Below are 15,354 nucleotides of genomic sequence, written 5' to 3' on the forward strand. Positions count from 1 at the left end.
GATCGGCGACCGATTCGTCCGGTACGACGGGAGGCGTCAGGTGCTCTCGGGCCCGGGCCCGGGCCCGGTCGTCGCGACCGGGCCGGCGGCATGCCGCGCGACCGTGCGATGGAGCGGGAGCGCGACATGGCCGCGCCGCCGTACGCCGGTGGCCGCGTCGACGACGTAGAGCCACACCACGCCGGGTACGGCGGCACGGGCGACCTGGATCCGGCAACGGCCGGCGACGCCGGGCAGGGTCACGATGTCGCCGGGCTCGAGCAGCGCGGCGGTGACGGTCTCGGCGGTGCACTCGTCCATGCGTCCTGCCGGCTCCCTTCGCATCCGATTCCACGTGGAATCACGACATGAAAACTTCTTCAATTCATGTAGTCTAGCGGATGTCCGAGGGCACGCGAGAGGGAGGAGCCCGCGATGGGCGTTCCGCTCTACCAGACCAAGGCCGAGTTCTTCCGGACCCTGGGCCACCCCGCCCGGATCCGGATCCTCGAGCTGCTCGCCGAGCGCGACCACGCGGTCCACGAGCTGCTCGAGCAGATCGCGATCGAGCCCAGCAACCTCTCGCAGCAACTCGCCGTGCTCCGCCGTACGTCGCTGGTGGTCTCGCGTCGCGAGGGTGTCGCGGTCGTCTACTCCATCAGCGTCCCCGAGGTCCGCGACCTCCTGCTCTCGGCCCGCCGGATCCTGGTCGGACTCGCCGAGACCCGGTCCGACTTCGAGGACGAGCTCATGGTCCCCGACCGCCGATGAGCGCCCTCACGGCGCGGGTCCGGCAGCTCGCGCCGCGGCGGGAGGACTGGACCCCGGCCCGTCCGCGCCGCGATCTCACCGCCGGCGTCATGGTCGCGCTGGTCGCGCTGCCCCTCGCCCTCGGCTTCGGGGTGAGCTCCGGCGTCGGCGCGGGGGCGGGCATCGTGACGGCGATCGTGGCCGGCGCGGTCGCGGCCGTCTTCGGGGGCAGCCACGTCCAGGTCAGCGGCCCCACCGGGGCGATGACCGTCGTCCTCATCCCCATCGTCGCTGCCCACGGCGCCGACGGCGTCCTGGTCGTCGGTCTCCTCGCCGGGCTGATGTTGATCGCGTTGGCCGTGACCGGCGCGGGCCGGGCGATCCGCTACGTGCCCGTCCCTGTCATCGAGGGCTTCACCGCGGGCATCGCCGTGATCATCGCGCTCCAGCAGCTGCCCGCCGCCCTCGGCGTCGACGTGCACGCCGAGCGGATCCTGGTGCTCGCCGGCGACGCGGTGCGGACCTGGGCCGCCGCGCCCGACCTCGCCCCGCCCGGGACCGCGCTGGCGGTCGCCGCGGTCATCGTCGCGCTCGCCCGGGTCCGCGCGGGGTTCCCGGCGGCGCTGGTTCTGGTCGCACTGGCGACCGGGGTGAACGCACTGCTCGGTCGCGGCGGCGAGCGGCCCCTCGCCACCATCGGCGCGATCCCGTCCGGCCTGCCGGCTCCCCGGCTGCCGTCCGTGCCCTGGGGCGATCTCGACACCCTGATGCTCGCCGCGGTGGCGGTCGCCGCGCTCGGCGCCCTGGAGAGCCTCCTCTCCGCGACCGTGGCCGACGCGATGAGCGTGGGCCAGCGGCACGACCCGGACCGCGAGCTGCTCGGCCAGGGGCTCGCCAATGTCGCCAGCCCGCTCTTCGGCGGCATCCCCGCCACCGCCGCCATCGCGCGGACCGCCGTCAACGTCCGCTCCGGCGCCGGCTCCCGGCTGGCCGCCCTCAGCCACGCCCTCCTGCTGCTGGTCGTGGTCCTCGCGGCCGCCCGGTGGGTCGGTCACATCCCGCTCGCCGCGCTGGCCGGCGTGCTGATCGCGACGGCCGTGCAGATGGTCCGCGTCGCCAGCCTCGCGCCACTCCTGCGCGCCACCCGCGGCGACGCCGCGACGCTGCTGGTCACCGCCGTTGCCACGGTCGCCCTCGACCTGGTTCTCGCCGTGATCATCGGCCTGGTGGCGGCCGGGTTCTTCGCGCTGCGCCAGACCGCCACCACCGCCCGACTGGAGGAGGTCCCGCTCGACGACGGCGACCACCACGACGAGGAGCGACGGCTGCTCGACGAGCACATCGTCGCCTACCGCCTCGACGGACCGCTGTTCTTCGCCGCCGCGCACGACTTCCTGCTCGACCTCGCCGAGGTGCGACAGGTCCGCGTCGTCGTCCTGCGGATGTCCCGCCTCACCACCATCGACGCCACCGGCGCCCACGTCCTGGCCGACACGATCGAGCGACTGGAGCGGCGCGGCGTGACGGTGCTGCTCTCCGGCATCCGACCCGCACACCTCGCGGTGCTGGAGCGGCTGGGCGTCCCGAGCCGGCTCGCCCATGAGCGCCACGTCTTCACGACCACCCCCGAGGCGATCGCGCACGCCCGGCTGCACTCCGCCCGGGTGGCCCACGACGCCGAGACCCCGGCGGCCCCTGCCGGCTGAGTGCCGTCGCGGCTCAGGAGGCCGCGCGGGCGCCCGCCGCCGCGAGCAGCCGGGCGGCGGCGTCCGGGAGCGGTGTGTCGCTCGGCCAGATGGCGGTCAGCGGGCGGACCAGGGCGAGCCCGGCGAGCGGTACGGCGCGCAGCTCGTCGAGGCGCAGCTGGGCCTCGACCGCGCGCTCCGACAGGGCGACCGGCCCCATGCCGGCGATCGCGGCGTGGGTGAGGCCGTTGTTGGACGCCATCACCAGACCGGGCTCCAGGTCGTGCCCCTCGCGACGCAGCGCCTCCTCGAGGGTCACTCGGGTGCCCGATCCCTCCTCGCGGACCAGGATCCCGCCGGTGGCGAGCTCCGCGGCGCCGAGCGGGTCGGTCCGGTTCGCCCACGGGTGGCCGGGCGCGACGGCGACCACGAGCCGGTCGGCCCCGACCTGCTGGTGTCGGAGCCCGTCGGGGGCGGTCGGCACCTCGACGAAGCCGAGCTCGGCCGCACCGGTGCGGACCAGCCGCTCGACCTCGGTGGAGTTGGCGACGCTCAGGGACACCCGCAGGTCGGGTGCACCCGCGTGCAACCGGGCCAGCCAGGCCGGCGCGTAGTGCTCGGCGATCGTCATCGACGCCGCGGCCCGCACGACGAGCTCCCCCTCCGCGCGCAGCATCGCGATCGAGCGGGTGAACCGGTCGGCGGCACCCAGCAGCTCGGCCGCCCAGTCGACGACCAGCCGTCCGTGCGGCGTCAGCGTCGTCCCCTGCTTGGTGCGGTGGAGCAGGGTGACGCCCAGCCGCCGCTCGAGGGCGAGCATCCGGCGCGAGACACTGGGCTGCGAGAGCCGCAGCTCCTGGGCGGCCTGGCCGATGCTCCCCGTCCGTGCCACGAGGGCGAGCACCTCGAGGTCCTCGAGATCCGGTCGTCGGGCGGCGCTCATCGCGCTCCCCGTGGGGTGATCCATGCGTTCTCCGTATGACGTGATGCCCAGCTGCTCACTACAGAAGCCTGCCTCACCCCGCGAGGGTGGAGCACATGGCCACGAGAACCGCCCCCGACCCGACGACCGGGCGGGCCGCCCGGACCCGACGAGCCGGGACACTGCCCGGCCTCGTCCTCACCGGAGCCGGCCTCGCGGCCGCCGCGACGGGCCATCGGCTGGTCCCGTCCGTCGGCGTACTGACCTGGGCGGTCCTCCTCGGCGCCGCGGCCGCCAACCTCGACCTGGTCCCGATCGCAGCCCAGCCGGGGCTGCGCACCGCGGTCCGGAGGCTGCTGCGCGTGGGGGTCGTGCTGCTCGGCTTCTCGCTGTCGCTGACCGCGATCGGCGCCCTGGGTGTGCCGGTGATCGCACTGGTGGTCGTCACCCTGGTCGGCACCCTGGTCCTCACCTGGTGGCTCGGCCTGCGGATGAAGGTCAGCCCGGCCCGCAGCCTGCTCGTCGCCACCGGCTTCTCGATCTGCGGCGCCTCGGCGATCGCCGGGATGGAGCGCACCGCCGGCGCCGACGAGGACGACGTCGCCACCGCGATCACCATGGTCACGCTGTACGGCACGATCGCGATGATCGCCCTCCCGCTGCTGCAGGCGCCGCTCGGCCTCTCCGACCGGCAGCTCGGCATCTGGGCCGGTGCCAGCGTCCACGAGGTCGGGCAGGTCGTCGCCGCCGCCGGGCCGGCGGGGGCGACCGCCGTCGCGCTCGCCGTCGTGGTCAAGCTGACCCGGGTGCTGCTGCTTGCTCCGGTGGTCGCGGTCGTGAGCGCGGCCCGGCGCCGGTCCCGGCGCGCCGCGGAGCCGGACGAGGACGGGGCCGCCGGGCCAGCGATGGTGCCGCTGTTCGTCCTCGGCTTCCTCGCCTGCGTGCTGGTCCGCACCACCGGGCTGGTGCCCGAGGCCGTGCTCGACGTGATCGGCGGCCTGCAGACGGCGACCCTCGCCGCCGCGCTCTTCGCGCTCGGCACCGGCGTCCACCTCGGCGAGCTGCTGCACGGCGGCGGACGGGTGCTCGCGCTCGGCCTCGTCTCGACGCTTGTGGTCGCGACCGTGTCGCTGGCCGGCGTGCTCACCGTCAGCGCAGGATGACCGGGACCAGGGGCAGGCGCTCCGCGACCCTCGCGCCGAGCTACTCCAGCTCGCGCGCGATCTCCTGGGTGCGCGCCTCCGCCGCGGCGGCCCCGGCGACGACGACGGCGCGCAGGCCGCGCTCCTCGAAGGTCGCTATCGCGCGCTCCGTCGAGCCGCGCGGACTGGTCACCGCGCGGCGCAGCTCGGCCGGATCGACGGGGTCCACCGGGTCGGCCGGGTCGGCCGGGTCGGCCGGGTCGGCCGGCGCACCGTCGAGCATCCGGCCGGCCCCGGCGACGGTCCGCGCCGCGAGGACGCGGGCGAGCGGCGCGGGCAGGCCCAGCCGCTCACCGGCCTCCGCCAGCGCCTCGGTCAGGTAGAAGACGTAGGCGGGGCCGGACCCGCTGACCGCGCCGACGGCAGCGAGCTGGTCCTCGGCCACCTCGACGACGAGTCCCACCGTGGCGAACAGCGCGCGGGCCCGGTGCAGGTGCTCCGCCGAGGCGTGGGCGCCCGGGGCGATGGCGGTGACACCGTGGCCGACCCGGGTCGGCGTGTTCGGCATGGCCCGCACCACCGGCTGGCCGGGCGGCAGCGCCTGCTCGATGCTCGCCAGCGGTACGGCGCCGGCGACGCTCACCACGACGGTGTCCGGTGCCAGGCTCGTCGAGATCTCCGCGGCCAGGGCGCCCACCTGCGCCGGCTTCACCCCCAGCACGACCACCTGCGCCTCGGCGGCCGCCCGGGCGTTGGCCGTCGGGCCGGGGGTCGCGTCGGCAGGTCCGGTTCCGGTCGCGACGGCGCGGACGCCGTACCGGCCGGCGAGGCGGTCGGCGCGCTCCGCGCTCCGGACCGTCGCGCGCACCTGGTCCGCGGGCACCCCGGAGTCGAGGAGTCCCGCGAGGATGGCCTCGTTCATGGCACCGCAGCCGAGGAAGGCGATCGTCGTACCCACCCCCGCATCCTGCCAAGACCGCGCGCAGCGGCGCGTAGCCTGCCCCTGTGGCAGGTGAGCAGGACACAGCCTTCGAGCTCGGACGCGACGGCGCCGCGTGGATCGTGGCGGGCGTCGACGGGAGCGTCACGTCGACCCGGGCCGGCGCGTACGCCGCCGGACTGGCCCGCCGGCAGAGCAGCCGCCTGGCGCTGGTGCTCGCCCGTGACGTGAGCGCCGAGGCCTCGCTCGGCAACGAGGGTGCCGTCCGGGCCGCCCTGGAGGGCCAGGACCAGGTCGAGCAGGAGCTCCGCGACGCCATCGCCACCACGACCTGGCCGGTCGACGTCGAGCTGTTCGTCCGCGTGGGACCCCCGGCCCGCGTGCTCGCGGCTGTCGCCGAGGAGCTGTCCGCCGGCCTCATCGTCCTCGGCTCGTCACGCCAGCACGCCTACCTCCGGCCGGGTGGACCGCTGCCCGTGCAGCTGATGCGGCTGCGCCGCTGGCCGGTGCTCGTCGTCCCCTGACCGGATCGCACCAGCCTGGACGCCCCGGTCCGCCCGCGATAGGACGGAGGGATGGACATGACCCGGATGCGCAGGTCCCGCGCGCTGGAGGCGGTCGGGTACGACGACGCCACCGGTCGGCTGCGGGTCCGCTTCCGCCACGGCGGCACCTACGACTACCTCGACGTCGAGCCGGCGGTCTTCGAGGGGCTGTGCGCCTCGGCCCATCCGTGGACCGAGTGGCGCGAGCGGATCCTGGCGCACGAGGTCGAGCGGATCGAGGACTGATCCGGGGCGGACGCGGGTCCGCGCGGGTCAGCGGGAGGACGGGCCACTCCCGGTCATCGGGCCCAGTCGCAGCGGACGGATGCTCTCGACGGAGAGGTCGCGCACCCGGGGCAGGGTGCCCCACATCGCCCGCCCGCCGGGGGTGCGCACCAGGGGACCGAGCACCCGGTGGAAGCGGGCCTGCTCCGCCGCGGTGCTGGCCCGGGCGGGGCCGACCGTGCCGACCAGCAGCACGCCCGGCGGCCTGACGAAGCGCCCACGGAGGAGCGAGCGCAGCCACATCAGTGCCCCGCTGTCGACGGCGGCGATGGTGACCCGCGGGTCGCGGTCGACGTTCTCGGCGAGCCGGCAGTTGAAGACGTCGAAGTAGAAGCCGGTCCCCGGCCCGGTGAGCTGGACCGAGCCGATCGGCGTGACGTGGGCAGAGCCGTCGGCATTGGTCGAGGCGATGCTGCAGTGCAACGACGTGGCGACCGCCCGGCGGACGGTACGGCGGGCGAGGAGCCAGTCGGCATCGCCGAGTGGGAAGGGGCCGTCGGCATCGCGCGAGTGCATGACTCCAATGTAGAGACTAGTCTCTACAAAATCTAGAGACTAGTCTCTACGCATGGGTCGGTCCGTCGTCCACACACACAACACACTGCTCGACGCCGCAGTGGAGCTCTTTGCGGCCGGCGGTGCCCGGGCGGTCACCATGAGCGCGGTCGCGCGGGCGGCCGGCGCCCCCAGCGGCTCGGTCTATCACCGGTTCCCGGACCGCGGGACCCTGCTCGCCGACCTGTGGCTGCGGACGGCCACCCGGTTCGAGGCCGCCTACCACGACCGGCTCGGTGAGACGCCGAGCCCGGAGACCGCCGTCGACGCCGCCGCCTGGATCGTCACCTGGTGTCGGGCCGAGCCGGCGAGCGCCGCGGTCCTTCAGGCCGGGCCGACAGCCTTCGACCCCGACACCTGGCCGCCTGGCCGCGCCGCCGAGCTCGTGGCGGCCCGCGACCGTCGCGACGTCGCGCTGGGCGCCGCGGTCGGGTCGGTGGCGACCGCGACAGGCGTCCCGGTCGACGAGGTCTCGTTCGCCCTGCTCGGCCTCCCTCTCGCCGTCGCCGGCCAGTATCTCCGGGCGGCCGAGCCGGTCCCCGCGGACGCGGTGGACCTGGTGAGCCGGCTGGCCGCCCGGGTGCTGGGTCTGACCTGACCCTTCGCTCAGTCCAGCCGCGCCGCCGTGCCCACCTGGCCGGGACGGAGCCGCTCGGGGGGTGATCGGGAGGCGGGTCACCCCGGGTCGTCGACGTACCGATCGGCGCCGGCCAGTACGCCGGCTCCGGCCAGCAGCACCGACGCGAGCCCCAGCGCCGCCAGCGGCGCCCCCCAGCCGCCGGTCCGGTCGTGGAGCACGCCGACCAGCAACGGTCCCAGCGCCGCCAGGGCGTAGCCGACCGACTGCGCCATGCCCGACAACGCCGCAGCTCCGGCGGGTCGGCGGGAGCGGAGCGCGAAGAGGGTCAGGGCGAGTCCGACCGCGCCACCGCACCCGAGTCCGAGCAGCACGGTCCACCCCACCACGCCGGACGACGGAGCGAGGGCCAGGCCGGCGATGCCGACCCCGATGACCGCCGCGCAGAGGGCCGCCGCGAGCCGTTGGGAGCGCGCGCGGACGGCCAGCAACGGGAGGACGAGCGCGCCGACGACACCGCTGGCGCTCAGGACCCCGGTCATCACGCCGGCCGCCGTCTCGTCCAGCCCCGCGTCGTGCAGCACCTCGGGCAGCCAGGCCGTCAGTGTGTAGAACACCGCGGACTGCAGCCCGAAGTAGACCGCGACCGCCCACGCGGTCGGCGAGCGCCAGACCCGCACCGTCGACGACGGTACGACGACCGGGGCGACGTCCGGGGCGACGTCCGGGGCGACGACCGGGGCGACGTCCGGACGCGGAGCCCGTCGCCGCTGGATGACCAACCACAGCGCCCAGGCGAGCAGGGCCGGCAGACCCCACAGCCCGAGCGCGGCACGCCAGTCGAGACCCAGCGCGTGCCCGAGCGGCACCGCGGCGCCCGCGGCACCGGCCGCCCCGAGGCTGAGGGTCACGGAGTAGAGGGCCATGACGGCGCCGAGGTGGGCGCCGAGGTCGCGCTTGATGACCACCGGGACCAGCACGTTGGCCGCCGCGATCCCGACCCCGATCACCGCGGAGCCCAGGTACAGCGCGGGGATCGACGGCACCACCCGGATCGCGCACCCGGCCAGCAGCACGAGGACCGAGGCGACGAGGGCCCGCTCCAGGCCGATCCGGCGCGCCAGCCCGGGAGCGGCGGGCGACAGCACGGCGAAGCACAGCAGCGGCAGCGTCGTCAGCATGCTCGTCGCGGCCGCGGTGAGTCCCGTGTCGGCACGCAGCTGCCCGGTCAGCGGTCCAACGGCCACCAGCGGGGGACGCAGGTTGACGGCGAGGACCGCCACGCCGACGACCAGGAGCAGCGCGCGCCGGCCCCCTCGGCCCGCTCGGCTCCCGCGCCGCATGGCGGAGGTCGCCGGCCGCAGCTCAACCATGCAGCAGCCCGCGGACCGCCCGGCCCAGCGCCGTCGCGGGATCGGCCAGGTCGAGGGGCAGGTCGAAGTGGTTGCGCCCCGGCGCCTCCGGCACGACCTCGACCCGGTTGCCGAGCGCGCGCCAGGACGCGGCGAACGCCCGGCTCTGCCGCTTGAACTCGCCCGTCTCGTGCTCGGCCCAGGTCACGACCAGCACCGCGTCCGACGCGCGGAGCCGGGACAGCGGGCTGATCTCCCACGCGGTCGGCTCGTCGAGCCCGAGCGGATCGTTGACGTAGGTGCCGACCAGCGGGCGCAGGTCGTAGACGCCGCTGAGCAGCGTCGCGCTCCGGATCTCGGCCCGGGGCCCGAGATCGGCGGGGTCGCCGAGAGTCAGCAGCGCCGCCAGGTGCGCGCCCGCCGAGCTGCCCGCGAGGTGGATCCGCGCCGGGTCGATGCCCAGGTCAGCGGCGTGCTCGACCAGCCAGCCGAGGGCCGCCCGGCACTCGGCGGCGATCTCGGCCAGGGAGACCTCCGGGGCGAGTGGGTACTCGACGGCGACGTACGCCGCGCCGGCGGCCAGCACGTCCGGCACCGCACCGCAGGCCCGCTCCTTGGTCTCGGCCTGCCAGTAGCCGCCGTGCACGAAGACGAGCACCGGGACCGGGGAGGTGTCGCCGGGATGGAAGACGTCCAGGCGCTGCCGCGCGCCCGGACCGTAGGCGTGCTCGGTGTGCGGGTGCCGGGCCCGGGCGACGTCGCTGGCCGCGGCGTAGACGTCGAGCTCGGCGTCGATCGAGTCGACCATCGAGCTCGGCGAGTACGCGCGGGCCAGGTCGGCCGGCGCCAGGTCCCGCCAGGCATCGACCCGCTCGTCGCCGCTCACTGGCACTATCTCGCTCAGCGGGTGTGACGGGCGGGTGGGGCGGTGTAGAGGGTGGTGCGTTCGTGGACGGGGCGGTTGATGCCGTGGCCGATCTGGACCAGTTCGGCCACGGTTTTGGCGGAGCCGTGCTCGGAGCCGGCCATGCGGGAGATGGTCTCTTCCATGAGGGTCCCGCCGAGGTCGTTGGCGCCGGCGGACAGCATCGCTTGGGTGCCGGTGGTGCCGAGCTTGACCCAGGAGGTCTGGATGTTGTCGATACGGCCGTGGAGCAGGATCCGGGCCATCGCGTGCACGGCGAGGTTGTCACGCAGGGTCGGGCCGGGCCGGGCCACGCCGGCGAGGTAGATCGGTGCGGAGGTGTGGACGAACGGGAGGGGCACGAACTCGGTGAACCCGCTGCTGCCGTTCTCACGGGCGGTGTCCTGGATGTTCTTGAGCACGCCCAGGTGGGTGACCCAGTGCCGCGGGTTGTCGACGTGGCCGTACATCATCGTGGACGTGGTCGGCAGTCCGATGCGGTGCGCGGTGGTGACGATCTCGACCCAGGTCGAGGCGGGCAGCTTGCCCTTGGTCAGGACCCAGCGGACCTCGTCGTCGAGGATCTCCGCGGCAGTACCGGGCAGCGACCCCAACCCTGATTCACGGGCCTTGATGAGGAAGTCCTCCACGCTCAGGCCGGTGCGGGCGGTGCCGTTGACGACCTCCATCGGGGAGAACGCGTGGACATGCATGCCCGGCACCCGCTGTTTGACCGCGGCGGCGATGTCGAAATAGGCGGTCGCGGGCAGCTCGGGATCGATCCCGCCCTGCATGCACACCTCGGTCGCGCCCAGGTCCCAGGCCTCCTGGGCACGCTCGGCGACCTCGGCATAGGACAGGGAGTAGGCATCCGCGTCGGTGCGGCGTTGCGCGAACGCACAGAACCGGCACCCGACGTAGCAGACGTTGGTGAAGTTGATGTTCCGGTTCACCACATACGTCACCACCTCCCCGACGACCTGTTTGCGCAGGTCGTCGGCCAACCCGATCACCTGGCGCAGCAGGTCCCCTTCGGCGGTCATCAACGTCAGGGCGTGCTCATCGGACAGGTTCCCCGGATCACGCTCCGCAGCCCGCAGCGCGTCACCACCTTCCGCGTGCAAAACGGCCGGGGTGCTGGTCAATTGGGAGGTGATCGCGGCTGCCTCACCGACCGTGGCCCAGTCGCCGTACACCGATCCGAAGTCGCTGCGCCGGTCCTCGCTACGGCCTTCGCTGTCCACAGCGGTATGAAGGTCGGTGCGGCCGCGGCCGTGGTCGGCGTCGAACCCGCCGTCGGGCTCCTGCCAGGCCAAGCCGACCGGTCGCACGTCGGGGATCGCCAGCCCAGGGACCCCGGCGACGCTGCCATCAAGATCGGCCAACGCCGCGACGTGGGCGTGCAGCCGCGGGTCGATCCACGCCTCACCGCGACCCAACGCCCCGGTCACGTAGTCCGGATGCACGGTCAACCGGGCCTTGAGGTCGAACCCACACTGCTCGGTGATCGACCGCAGCCGCTCCAGCGAGGGCCAGGGCCGTTCGGGGTTCACATGATCCGGGGTCAGCGGCGACACGCCACCCCAGTCATCGACCCCGGCATCCAGCAACGCCCTACATTCGGTCAGGTCGACCAGGTTCGGTGGTGCCTGGATCCGTGCCTTCGGGCCCAGGACGATCCGGGTGACCGCGATCGCGGCGCGGTACTCCGCGAGGTCGAGATCGTCGACATGACGCATCGCGGTGTCCGGCTTCGCGCGGAAGTTCTGCACGATCACCTCCTGGACCGCCCCGTAGGCCCGTGAGACCTTCCGCAACGCGAAGATCGTCTCCGCGCGCTCGGTCAGGGTCTCGCCGATCCCGACCAACAGGCCGGTCGTGAACGGGATCCCCAACCGCCCGGCGTCCTCCAGGGTCCGCAACCGCACCGCGGGGTCCTTGTCCGGCGACCCGTAATGCGCCAGGCCCTTCGTCTCATAGAGCCGGGTGGAGGTGGTCTCCAGCATCATCCCCATCGAGGGGGACACCGCCTTGAGCCGGTTCAACTCCTCCCAACTCATGACACCCGGGTTGAGGTGGGGCAACAGACCGGTCTCCTCCAACACCCGCACCGCCATCGCCCGGACATACGCGATGGTCGAGTCATAGCCCTGCTCGTCCAACCACGCCCGCGCCTCGGGCCACCGATCCTCCGGCCGATCGCCCAACGTGAACAACGCCTCGAGACAACCGAGCTCAGCACCCCGAGAGGCGATGTCGAGGATCTCGTCCGGCGACAGATACGGCGCCCGCCCCTCCCGCACCGCCTGGGCCGGAGTCTCCACGAACGTGCAGTAATGACACCGATCCCGACACAACCGCGTCACCGGCACAAACACCTTCGGCGAGAACGTCACCACACCCCGACCAGCCACCACCCGGCCCGCCGCGACCAGGCCCGCATCCCGCACCTTCACCGCCGCCGCACACAACCGGTCGAGCTCCTCGCCGGTCGCGGCAAGGAGCGCCTCGACCTCGGCGGGGTCGAGGGCGGCACCACGCTCCGCCCGGGCCAACGCACGACGAACCTGCTGGGGAGTGGGCGCCTTGGGGGTCTCCGTGCTCACGGGTGACTCACTTTCCTGTCGTGCCTGTCGATGCTCCGACGACGCAGTCGTCCCGAAGCAGGTCCGGCGAGGTGCTGCTGAGCACCGCCGCCGTGTGGGGGCCCACGCCGAGGCGGATCGCCCGGCGCAGGGACTGCATGTCGTCGACGTCGCAGCGCAGCCCGGCGAGGTCGTCGCCGAGCGGCTCCATGCCGGCCGCGCTGTGCCGGCCGGCCGAGCCGGTGCCGAAGCGCGGCTCGATCCGACGGTCGGGGGCGGTCAGCAGCGTGGTGCCGGTGCCGTCGAGGTCCGCGACCCGGCGCGGGGTGCCCCGCCGCCGGGCGCGGGTGAGGGCCTCGTCGAGGTCGGCGAGCGACATCGCGGGCAGGTCGGACACCAGCACCGCCGTCGGCCGACCGGGCGCCAGCCGGCCGAGGGCCCAGCCGATGTCGCCGTTCAGGTCCCCCGGCGCCGGCGGTACGACGACCCGGGCGCCGAGGTCGGTGACCCGTGCGGCGACGTACGCGTCCCGGGTGCCGATCACGACCTCGACCGCGGCCTCGCAGCGCAGCGCTGTCGAGACCGTGTCGAGGACGAACGCCAGGGCCAGCTCCCGCCGCGCCGGGTCCGGTACGTCGAGCCGGGACTTGGCCCGGTCGAGCTCCTTGACCGGCACCAGGACCTGGACGTCAGGGCAGGCCGATGATCCGTAGGCCCGCATGGGTCCGGTTCCGGATATTGATGCCGATCAGCAGCGGGGTCAGGCACTCGACGAGGCGGCTGGCCTCCAGCTTGCCGGCGTCGACGACCCGCAGGCCCTCGATGGAGCCGACGATCTCGCGGACGACCTCCTTCGCCGCCTTGGCGTCGCCGCAGATCAGGGTGTCCTGGTCGAGCGGGCTGCCGAGGTCCTCGAGCACGACGGCGCTGAGGGTGTGCAGGCCGGAGACCACGTCGACTCCGTTGGGCGCGGCGGCGGCCGCCTGCTGGCCCGCCGAGCCCGCCCACACGCCGACGACCTGGGTCGGTCGGCCGCCGATCGCCGGGGCGAGGGGCACGGTGGCGTCGAGCAGGACCTTGCCGGGGACGAGCTCGTCGGCCACCGACGCGATGGTCGCGACCTGGCTGGCGAGGGGGACGGAGAGGATGACCAGCCGGTCGGCCATCCGCACGGCGGCCTCGTTGACGACGCCGTGCACCTGAGCCGACGGCATGGCGCGGGTCAGCCGCTCGGCGGCCTCCTCCGCGCGCGCCTGGTCGCGGGACCCGAGGGCCACCGCGAACCCCGCGTCGGCCAGCCGTACGGCGAGCCCGTAGCCCAGCGCCCCGGTCCCGCCGAGGACGGCGACGACCTCACTCATCGCCGGCACCGATCGCGACGATGGCATCGATCTCGACCCGCGCGTCCTTGGGCAGTGCCGCCACGCCCACGGTGGTCCGGGCCGGGACGTTGCCGGGGAAGGCTCCCGCGTAGACCTCGTTGATCTCCGCGAACCCGTCCAGCCGGGTGGTGTAGATCGTCATCCGCAGCGCGCGGTCCAGGCTGGTCCCGGCGCTCGCGCACACGGCCTCGAGGTTGGCGAGCGAGCGCCGGGTCTCGGCCGCCAGGTCCGCGTTGTCCAGCTCACCCGTGGCGGGATCGAGGGGAAGCGATCCCGAGCAGTAGAGGACGTCACCGTGGCGGACGGCGTGGACGTAGGGACCGACAGCGGCCGGGGCGGCGTCGCTGACGATGGGCTGGGGGCTCGGCATGGAACGGCTTCCTCGGATCTCGGGGACGTGGCGGGGACGTCTGCGGATCGCGACGAGCATCCCCCGGTCGCCCGGACGGCCGGGCGCCATGACGTCGATCATGGGCGATAGCATCGAGAGGCGATACGTGGATCGTCGGGAAGATGTCGAGAGCGGGTCTGTGGATATCACACAACGAGCACAGGAGCTGCTGACCCAGGACCTCCAGATCGCGGAGCACCTGACCGATGCGGCCTGGGAGAAGCTGCCGGGCTACGAGCTCGGCGCCCTCGACCGCACCGAGGTGGCGAGCGCCATCACGGCGGGCACCCGGTCCATGCTGCTCGCCATCGCCGAGGACCGGTTGCCGGACGAGTCCGAGCTGGAGCCCGCGCGCCAGATAGCGGAGCGGCGGGCCATCCAGGGCGTGCCGATGGAGAGCCTGGTCGGCTCGTGGCGCAACTCCGAGCGGATGATGCTCTCCCGGCTGCTGACCAGCTCGACCCCACTGCCGACCTCCGACATCCAGGAGGTGGTCCGCCGCGTCGGGGTCGTGATCGACGCGATGGTCGGCGCCACGACCACTGCCTACCGCGAGGTCGCCGGCGACCTCCACCCGCCGTTCAGCCGGCTCAGCGTCGACCTCGTGTCCCGGCTGGCCGGCGCCGAGGCGCTCGATCCCGCCCACCTCGACCGGCTGGCGAGTACGGCGGGCGTCCGGGTGCACCAGCCGCACCGGGTGATCGCCCTGTCCGTCGGCCCGCAGGACGGGCCGCTGGTCGCCCGCGCCCGGCAGGCGCTCGTCGACCGGCTCCGGTCCCGCGTCGACGGGCCGATCCTGATCGGCGGCCACCAGGGCTGCACGATCCTCGTGACGGCCGACGTCGAGCGGATCGACGACGTGCTCGACCGAGCGCTGGGAGACCCCGGGGTCCCCGCCACCAGCGCCGTCGGGCTGGGCATGCGGCGGGCGCGGTTCAACGAGGCGGCCGGCTCCCTGCGCGAGGCGGTCGCCGCTCTGGAGGTCGGCCGCCGGCTCGGCGACCGGCTGACCCGCTTCGAACAGGTCATCCCCGAGGTCCTCATCGTCGAGAACCGCGGCATGGCGGCCCAGATGGCCGCCTCGGTGCTCGGTCCGATCGACAAGGGCGACCTGCTGGAGACGCTGCGCACCTTCCTGCGGTGCGGACTCTCCACCCGCGCGACGGCCGGCGAGCTGCAGGTCCACGAGAACACCGTGACCTACCGGGTCCGCCGCATCTGCGACCTCCTGGGCCTCGACAGCTCGGCGGAGCTGGCGCGGGTCGACATCCTGATGGCGCTGCGGGCCCGCCAGCTCTACGACGACCTCGACGTGTCCCGGGCCTGACGTGGACCGACGTCGATCCTCTGGGGGACTCCT

The 15,354-nt window shown here is 74.0% G+C and carries 17 protein-coding genes; 7 read left to right on the forward strand and 10 right to left on the reverse strand.

Translation table 11 applies throughout. The features are described from left to right. Positions 1–36: 36 nt before the first annotated feature. The gene (locus RB608_RS15905; RefSeq protein WP_308089014.1) at positions 37–300 is read right to left on the reverse strand and encodes a hypothetical protein; all 264 of its coding nucleotides are present in this window, start codon (positions 298–300) and stop codon (positions 37–39) included. 114 nt (positions 301–414) lie between these two features. Here RB608_RS15905 and RB608_RS15910 point away from each other — a divergent pair, with 114 nt between their 5' ends. Continuing rightward, positions 415–750: a metalloregulator ArsR/SmtB family transcription factor gene (locus RB608_RS15910; RefSeq protein ID WP_308089015.1), complete on the forward strand. Its 336-nt coding sequence runs from the start codon at positions 415–417 to the stop codon at positions 748–750. After that, positions 747–2,435 (forward strand): SulP family inorganic anion transporter, encoded by a 1,689-nt coding sequence (locus RB608_RS15915; protein WP_308089016.1) that lies wholly within the window; start codon positions 747–749, stop codon positions 2,433–2,435. Before RB608_RS15910 ends, RB608_RS15915 begins: the two co-directional genes overlap by 4 nt. 13 nt (positions 2,436–2,448) lie before the next feature. Here RB608_RS15915 and RB608_RS15920 read toward each other — a convergent pair whose 3' ends face one another. Beyond that, positions 2,449–3,381: a LysR family transcriptional regulator gene (locus RB608_RS15920; protein ID WP_308089017.1), complete on the reverse strand. Its 933-nt coding sequence runs from the start codon at positions 3,379–3,381 to the stop codon at positions 2,449–2,451. Between the two features lie 71 nt (positions 3,382–3,452). Here RB608_RS15920 and RB608_RS15925 point away from each other — a divergent pair, with 71 nt between their 5' ends. Continuing rightward, the gene (locus RB608_RS15925; protein WP_308089018.1) at positions 3,453–4,499 is read left to right on the forward strand and encodes a putative sulfate exporter family transporter; all 1,047 of its coding nucleotides are present in this window, start codon (positions 3,453–3,455) and stop codon (positions 4,497–4,499) included. A gap of 40 nt (positions 4,500–4,539) precedes the next feature. On the opposite strand, the gene proC is transcribed toward RB608_RS15925, so the two are convergent. Beyond that, a complete protein-coding gene (gene proC, locus RB608_RS15930) occupies positions 4,540–5,436 on the reverse strand; it encodes a pyrroline-5-carboxylate reductase (protein ID WP_308089019.1) in 897 nt (298 codons plus the stop codon). A 47-nt stretch (positions 5,437–5,483) separates the two neighbouring features. On the opposite strand from proC, the gene RB608_RS15935 reads away from it, so the two are divergent. Then, entirely contained in the window at positions 5,484–5,942 is a 459-nt protein-coding gene (locus RB608_RS15935) for a universal stress protein (protein ID WP_308089020.1), read from the forward strand. 51 nt (positions 5,943–5,993) lie between these two features. Next, positions 5,994–6,209, forward strand: a complete 216-nt coding sequence (locus RB608_RS15940; RefSeq protein ID WP_308089021.1) for a KTSC domain-containing protein — start codon at positions 5,994–5,996, stop codon at positions 6,207–6,209. A gap of 27 nt (positions 6,210–6,236) precedes the next feature. On the opposite strand, the gene RB608_RS15945 is transcribed toward RB608_RS15940, so the two are convergent. Continuing rightward, positions 6,237–6,764, reverse strand: a complete 528-nt coding sequence (locus RB608_RS15945) for a pyridoxamine 5'-phosphate oxidase family protein (protein ID WP_308089022.1) — start codon at positions 6,762–6,764, stop codon at positions 6,237–6,239. A 52-nt stretch (positions 6,765–6,816) separates the two neighbouring features. Between RB608_RS15945 and RB608_RS15950 the strand changes: the two genes are divergently transcribed. Beyond that, positions 6,817–7,401: a helix-turn-helix domain-containing protein gene (locus RB608_RS15950; protein ID WP_308089024.1), complete on the forward strand. Its 585-nt coding sequence runs from the start codon at positions 6,817–6,819 to the stop codon at positions 7,399–7,401. A gap of 77 nt (positions 7,402–7,478) precedes the next feature. On the opposite strand, the gene RB608_RS15955 is transcribed toward RB608_RS15950, so the two are convergent. Genes RB608_RS15955 through RB608_RS15980 form a run of 6 tightly spaced genes read right to left on the reverse strand, consistent with a single transcriptional unit; the run spans position 7,479 to position 13,973 of the window. Then, positions 7,479–8,753 (reverse strand): MFS transporter, encoded by a 1,275-nt coding sequence (locus RB608_RS15955; RefSeq protein WP_308089025.1) that lies wholly within the window; start codon positions 8,751–8,753, stop codon positions 7,479–7,481. Next, positions 8,746–9,618: an alpha/beta hydrolase gene (locus tag RB608_RS15960; RefSeq protein ID WP_308089026.1), complete on the reverse strand. Its 873-nt coding sequence runs from the start codon at positions 9,616–9,618 to the stop codon at positions 8,746–8,748. The genes RB608_RS15955 and RB608_RS15960 overlap by 8 nt, the downstream gene beginning before the upstream one ends. A 14-nt stretch (positions 9,619–9,632) precedes the next feature. Continuing rightward, entirely contained in the window at positions 9,633–12,242 is a 2,610-nt protein-coding gene (locus RB608_RS15965; protein ID WP_308089027.1) for a bifunctional FO biosynthesis protein CofGH, read from the reverse strand. Positions 12,243–12,249: 7 nt separating this feature from the next. Further along, the gene (cofC, locus tag RB608_RS15970; RefSeq protein WP_308089028.1) at positions 12,250–12,942 is read right to left on the reverse strand and encodes a 2-phospho-L-lactate guanylyltransferase; all 693 of its coding nucleotides are present in this window, start codon (positions 12,940–12,942) and stop codon (positions 12,250–12,252) included. Further along, positions 12,911–13,582: an NADPH-dependent F420 reductase gene (npdG, locus tag RB608_RS15975; protein ID WP_308089029.1), complete on the reverse strand. Its 672-nt coding sequence runs from the start codon at positions 13,580–13,582 to the stop codon at positions 12,911–12,913. Before npdG ends, cofC begins: the two co-directional genes overlap by 32 nt. After that, positions 13,575–13,973: a Rid family detoxifying hydrolase gene (locus RB608_RS15980; RefSeq protein ID WP_308089030.1), complete on the reverse strand. Its 399-nt coding sequence runs from the start codon at positions 13,971–13,973 to the stop codon at positions 13,575–13,577. The genes npdG and RB608_RS15980 overlap by 8 nt, the downstream gene beginning before the upstream one ends. Positions 13,974–14,133: 160 nt before the next feature. Between RB608_RS15980 and RB608_RS15985 the strand changes: the two genes are divergently transcribed. Further along, positions 14,134–15,321 (forward strand): helix-turn-helix domain-containing protein, encoded by a 1,188-nt coding sequence (locus RB608_RS15985; protein ID WP_308089031.1) that lies wholly within the window; start codon positions 14,134–14,136, stop codon positions 15,319–15,321. The last annotated feature ends 33 nt before the right edge of the window (positions 15,322–15,354 follow it).

The sequence above is a fragment of the Nocardioides sp. LHD-245 genome (assembly GCF_030929495.1).
Taxonomy (GTDB): Bacteria; Actinomycetota; Actinomycetes; order Propionibacteriales; family Nocardioidaceae; genus Nocardioides.

Coding starts and splice junctions, on each gene's coding strand:
- RB608_RS15905 (WP_308089014.1), bottom strand. CDS start 300: ATGGACGAGTGCACCGCCGAGACCGTCACCGCCGCGCTGCTCGAGCCC.
- RB608_RS15910 (WP_308089015.1), top strand. CDS start 415: ATGGGCGTTCCGCTCTACCAGACCAAGGCCGAGTTCTTCCGGACCCTG.
- RB608_RS15915 (WP_308089016.1), top strand. CDS start 747: ATGAGCGCCCTCACGGCGCGGGTCCGGCAGCTCGCGCCGCGGCGGGAG.
- RB608_RS15920 (WP_308089017.1), bottom strand. CDS start 3,381: ATGGATCACCCCACGGGGAGCGCGATGAGCGCCGCCCGACGACCGGAT.
- RB608_RS15925 (WP_308089018.1), top strand. CDS start 3,453: ATGGCCACGAGAACCGCCCCCGACCCGACGACCGGGCGGGCCGCCCGG.
- RB608_RS15940 (WP_308089021.1), top strand. CDS start 5,994: ATGGACATGACCCGGATGCGCAGGTCCCGCGCGCTGGAGGCGGTCGGG.
- RB608_RS15945 (WP_308089022.1), bottom strand. CDS start 6,764: ATGCACTCGCGCGATGCCGACGGCCCCTTCCCACTCGGCGATGCCGAC.
- RB608_RS15950 (WP_308089024.1), top strand. CDS start 6,817: ATGGGTCGGTCCGTCGTCCACACACACAACACACTGCTCGACGCCGCA.
- RB608_RS15955 (WP_308089025.1), bottom strand. CDS start 8,753: ATGGTTGAGCTGCGGCCGGCGACCTCCGCCATGCGGCGCGGGAGCCGA.
- cofC (WP_308089028.1), bottom strand. CDS start 12,942: ATGCGGGCCTACGGATCATCGGCCTGCCCTGACGTCCAGGTCCTGGTG.
- npdG (WP_308089029.1), bottom strand. CDS start 13,582: ATGAGTGAGGTCGTCGCCGTCCTCGGCGGGACCGGGGCGCTGGGCTAC.
- RB608_RS15980 (WP_308089030.1), bottom strand. CDS start 13,973: ATGCCGAGCCCCCAGCCCATCGTCAGCGACGCCGCCCCGGCCGCTGTC.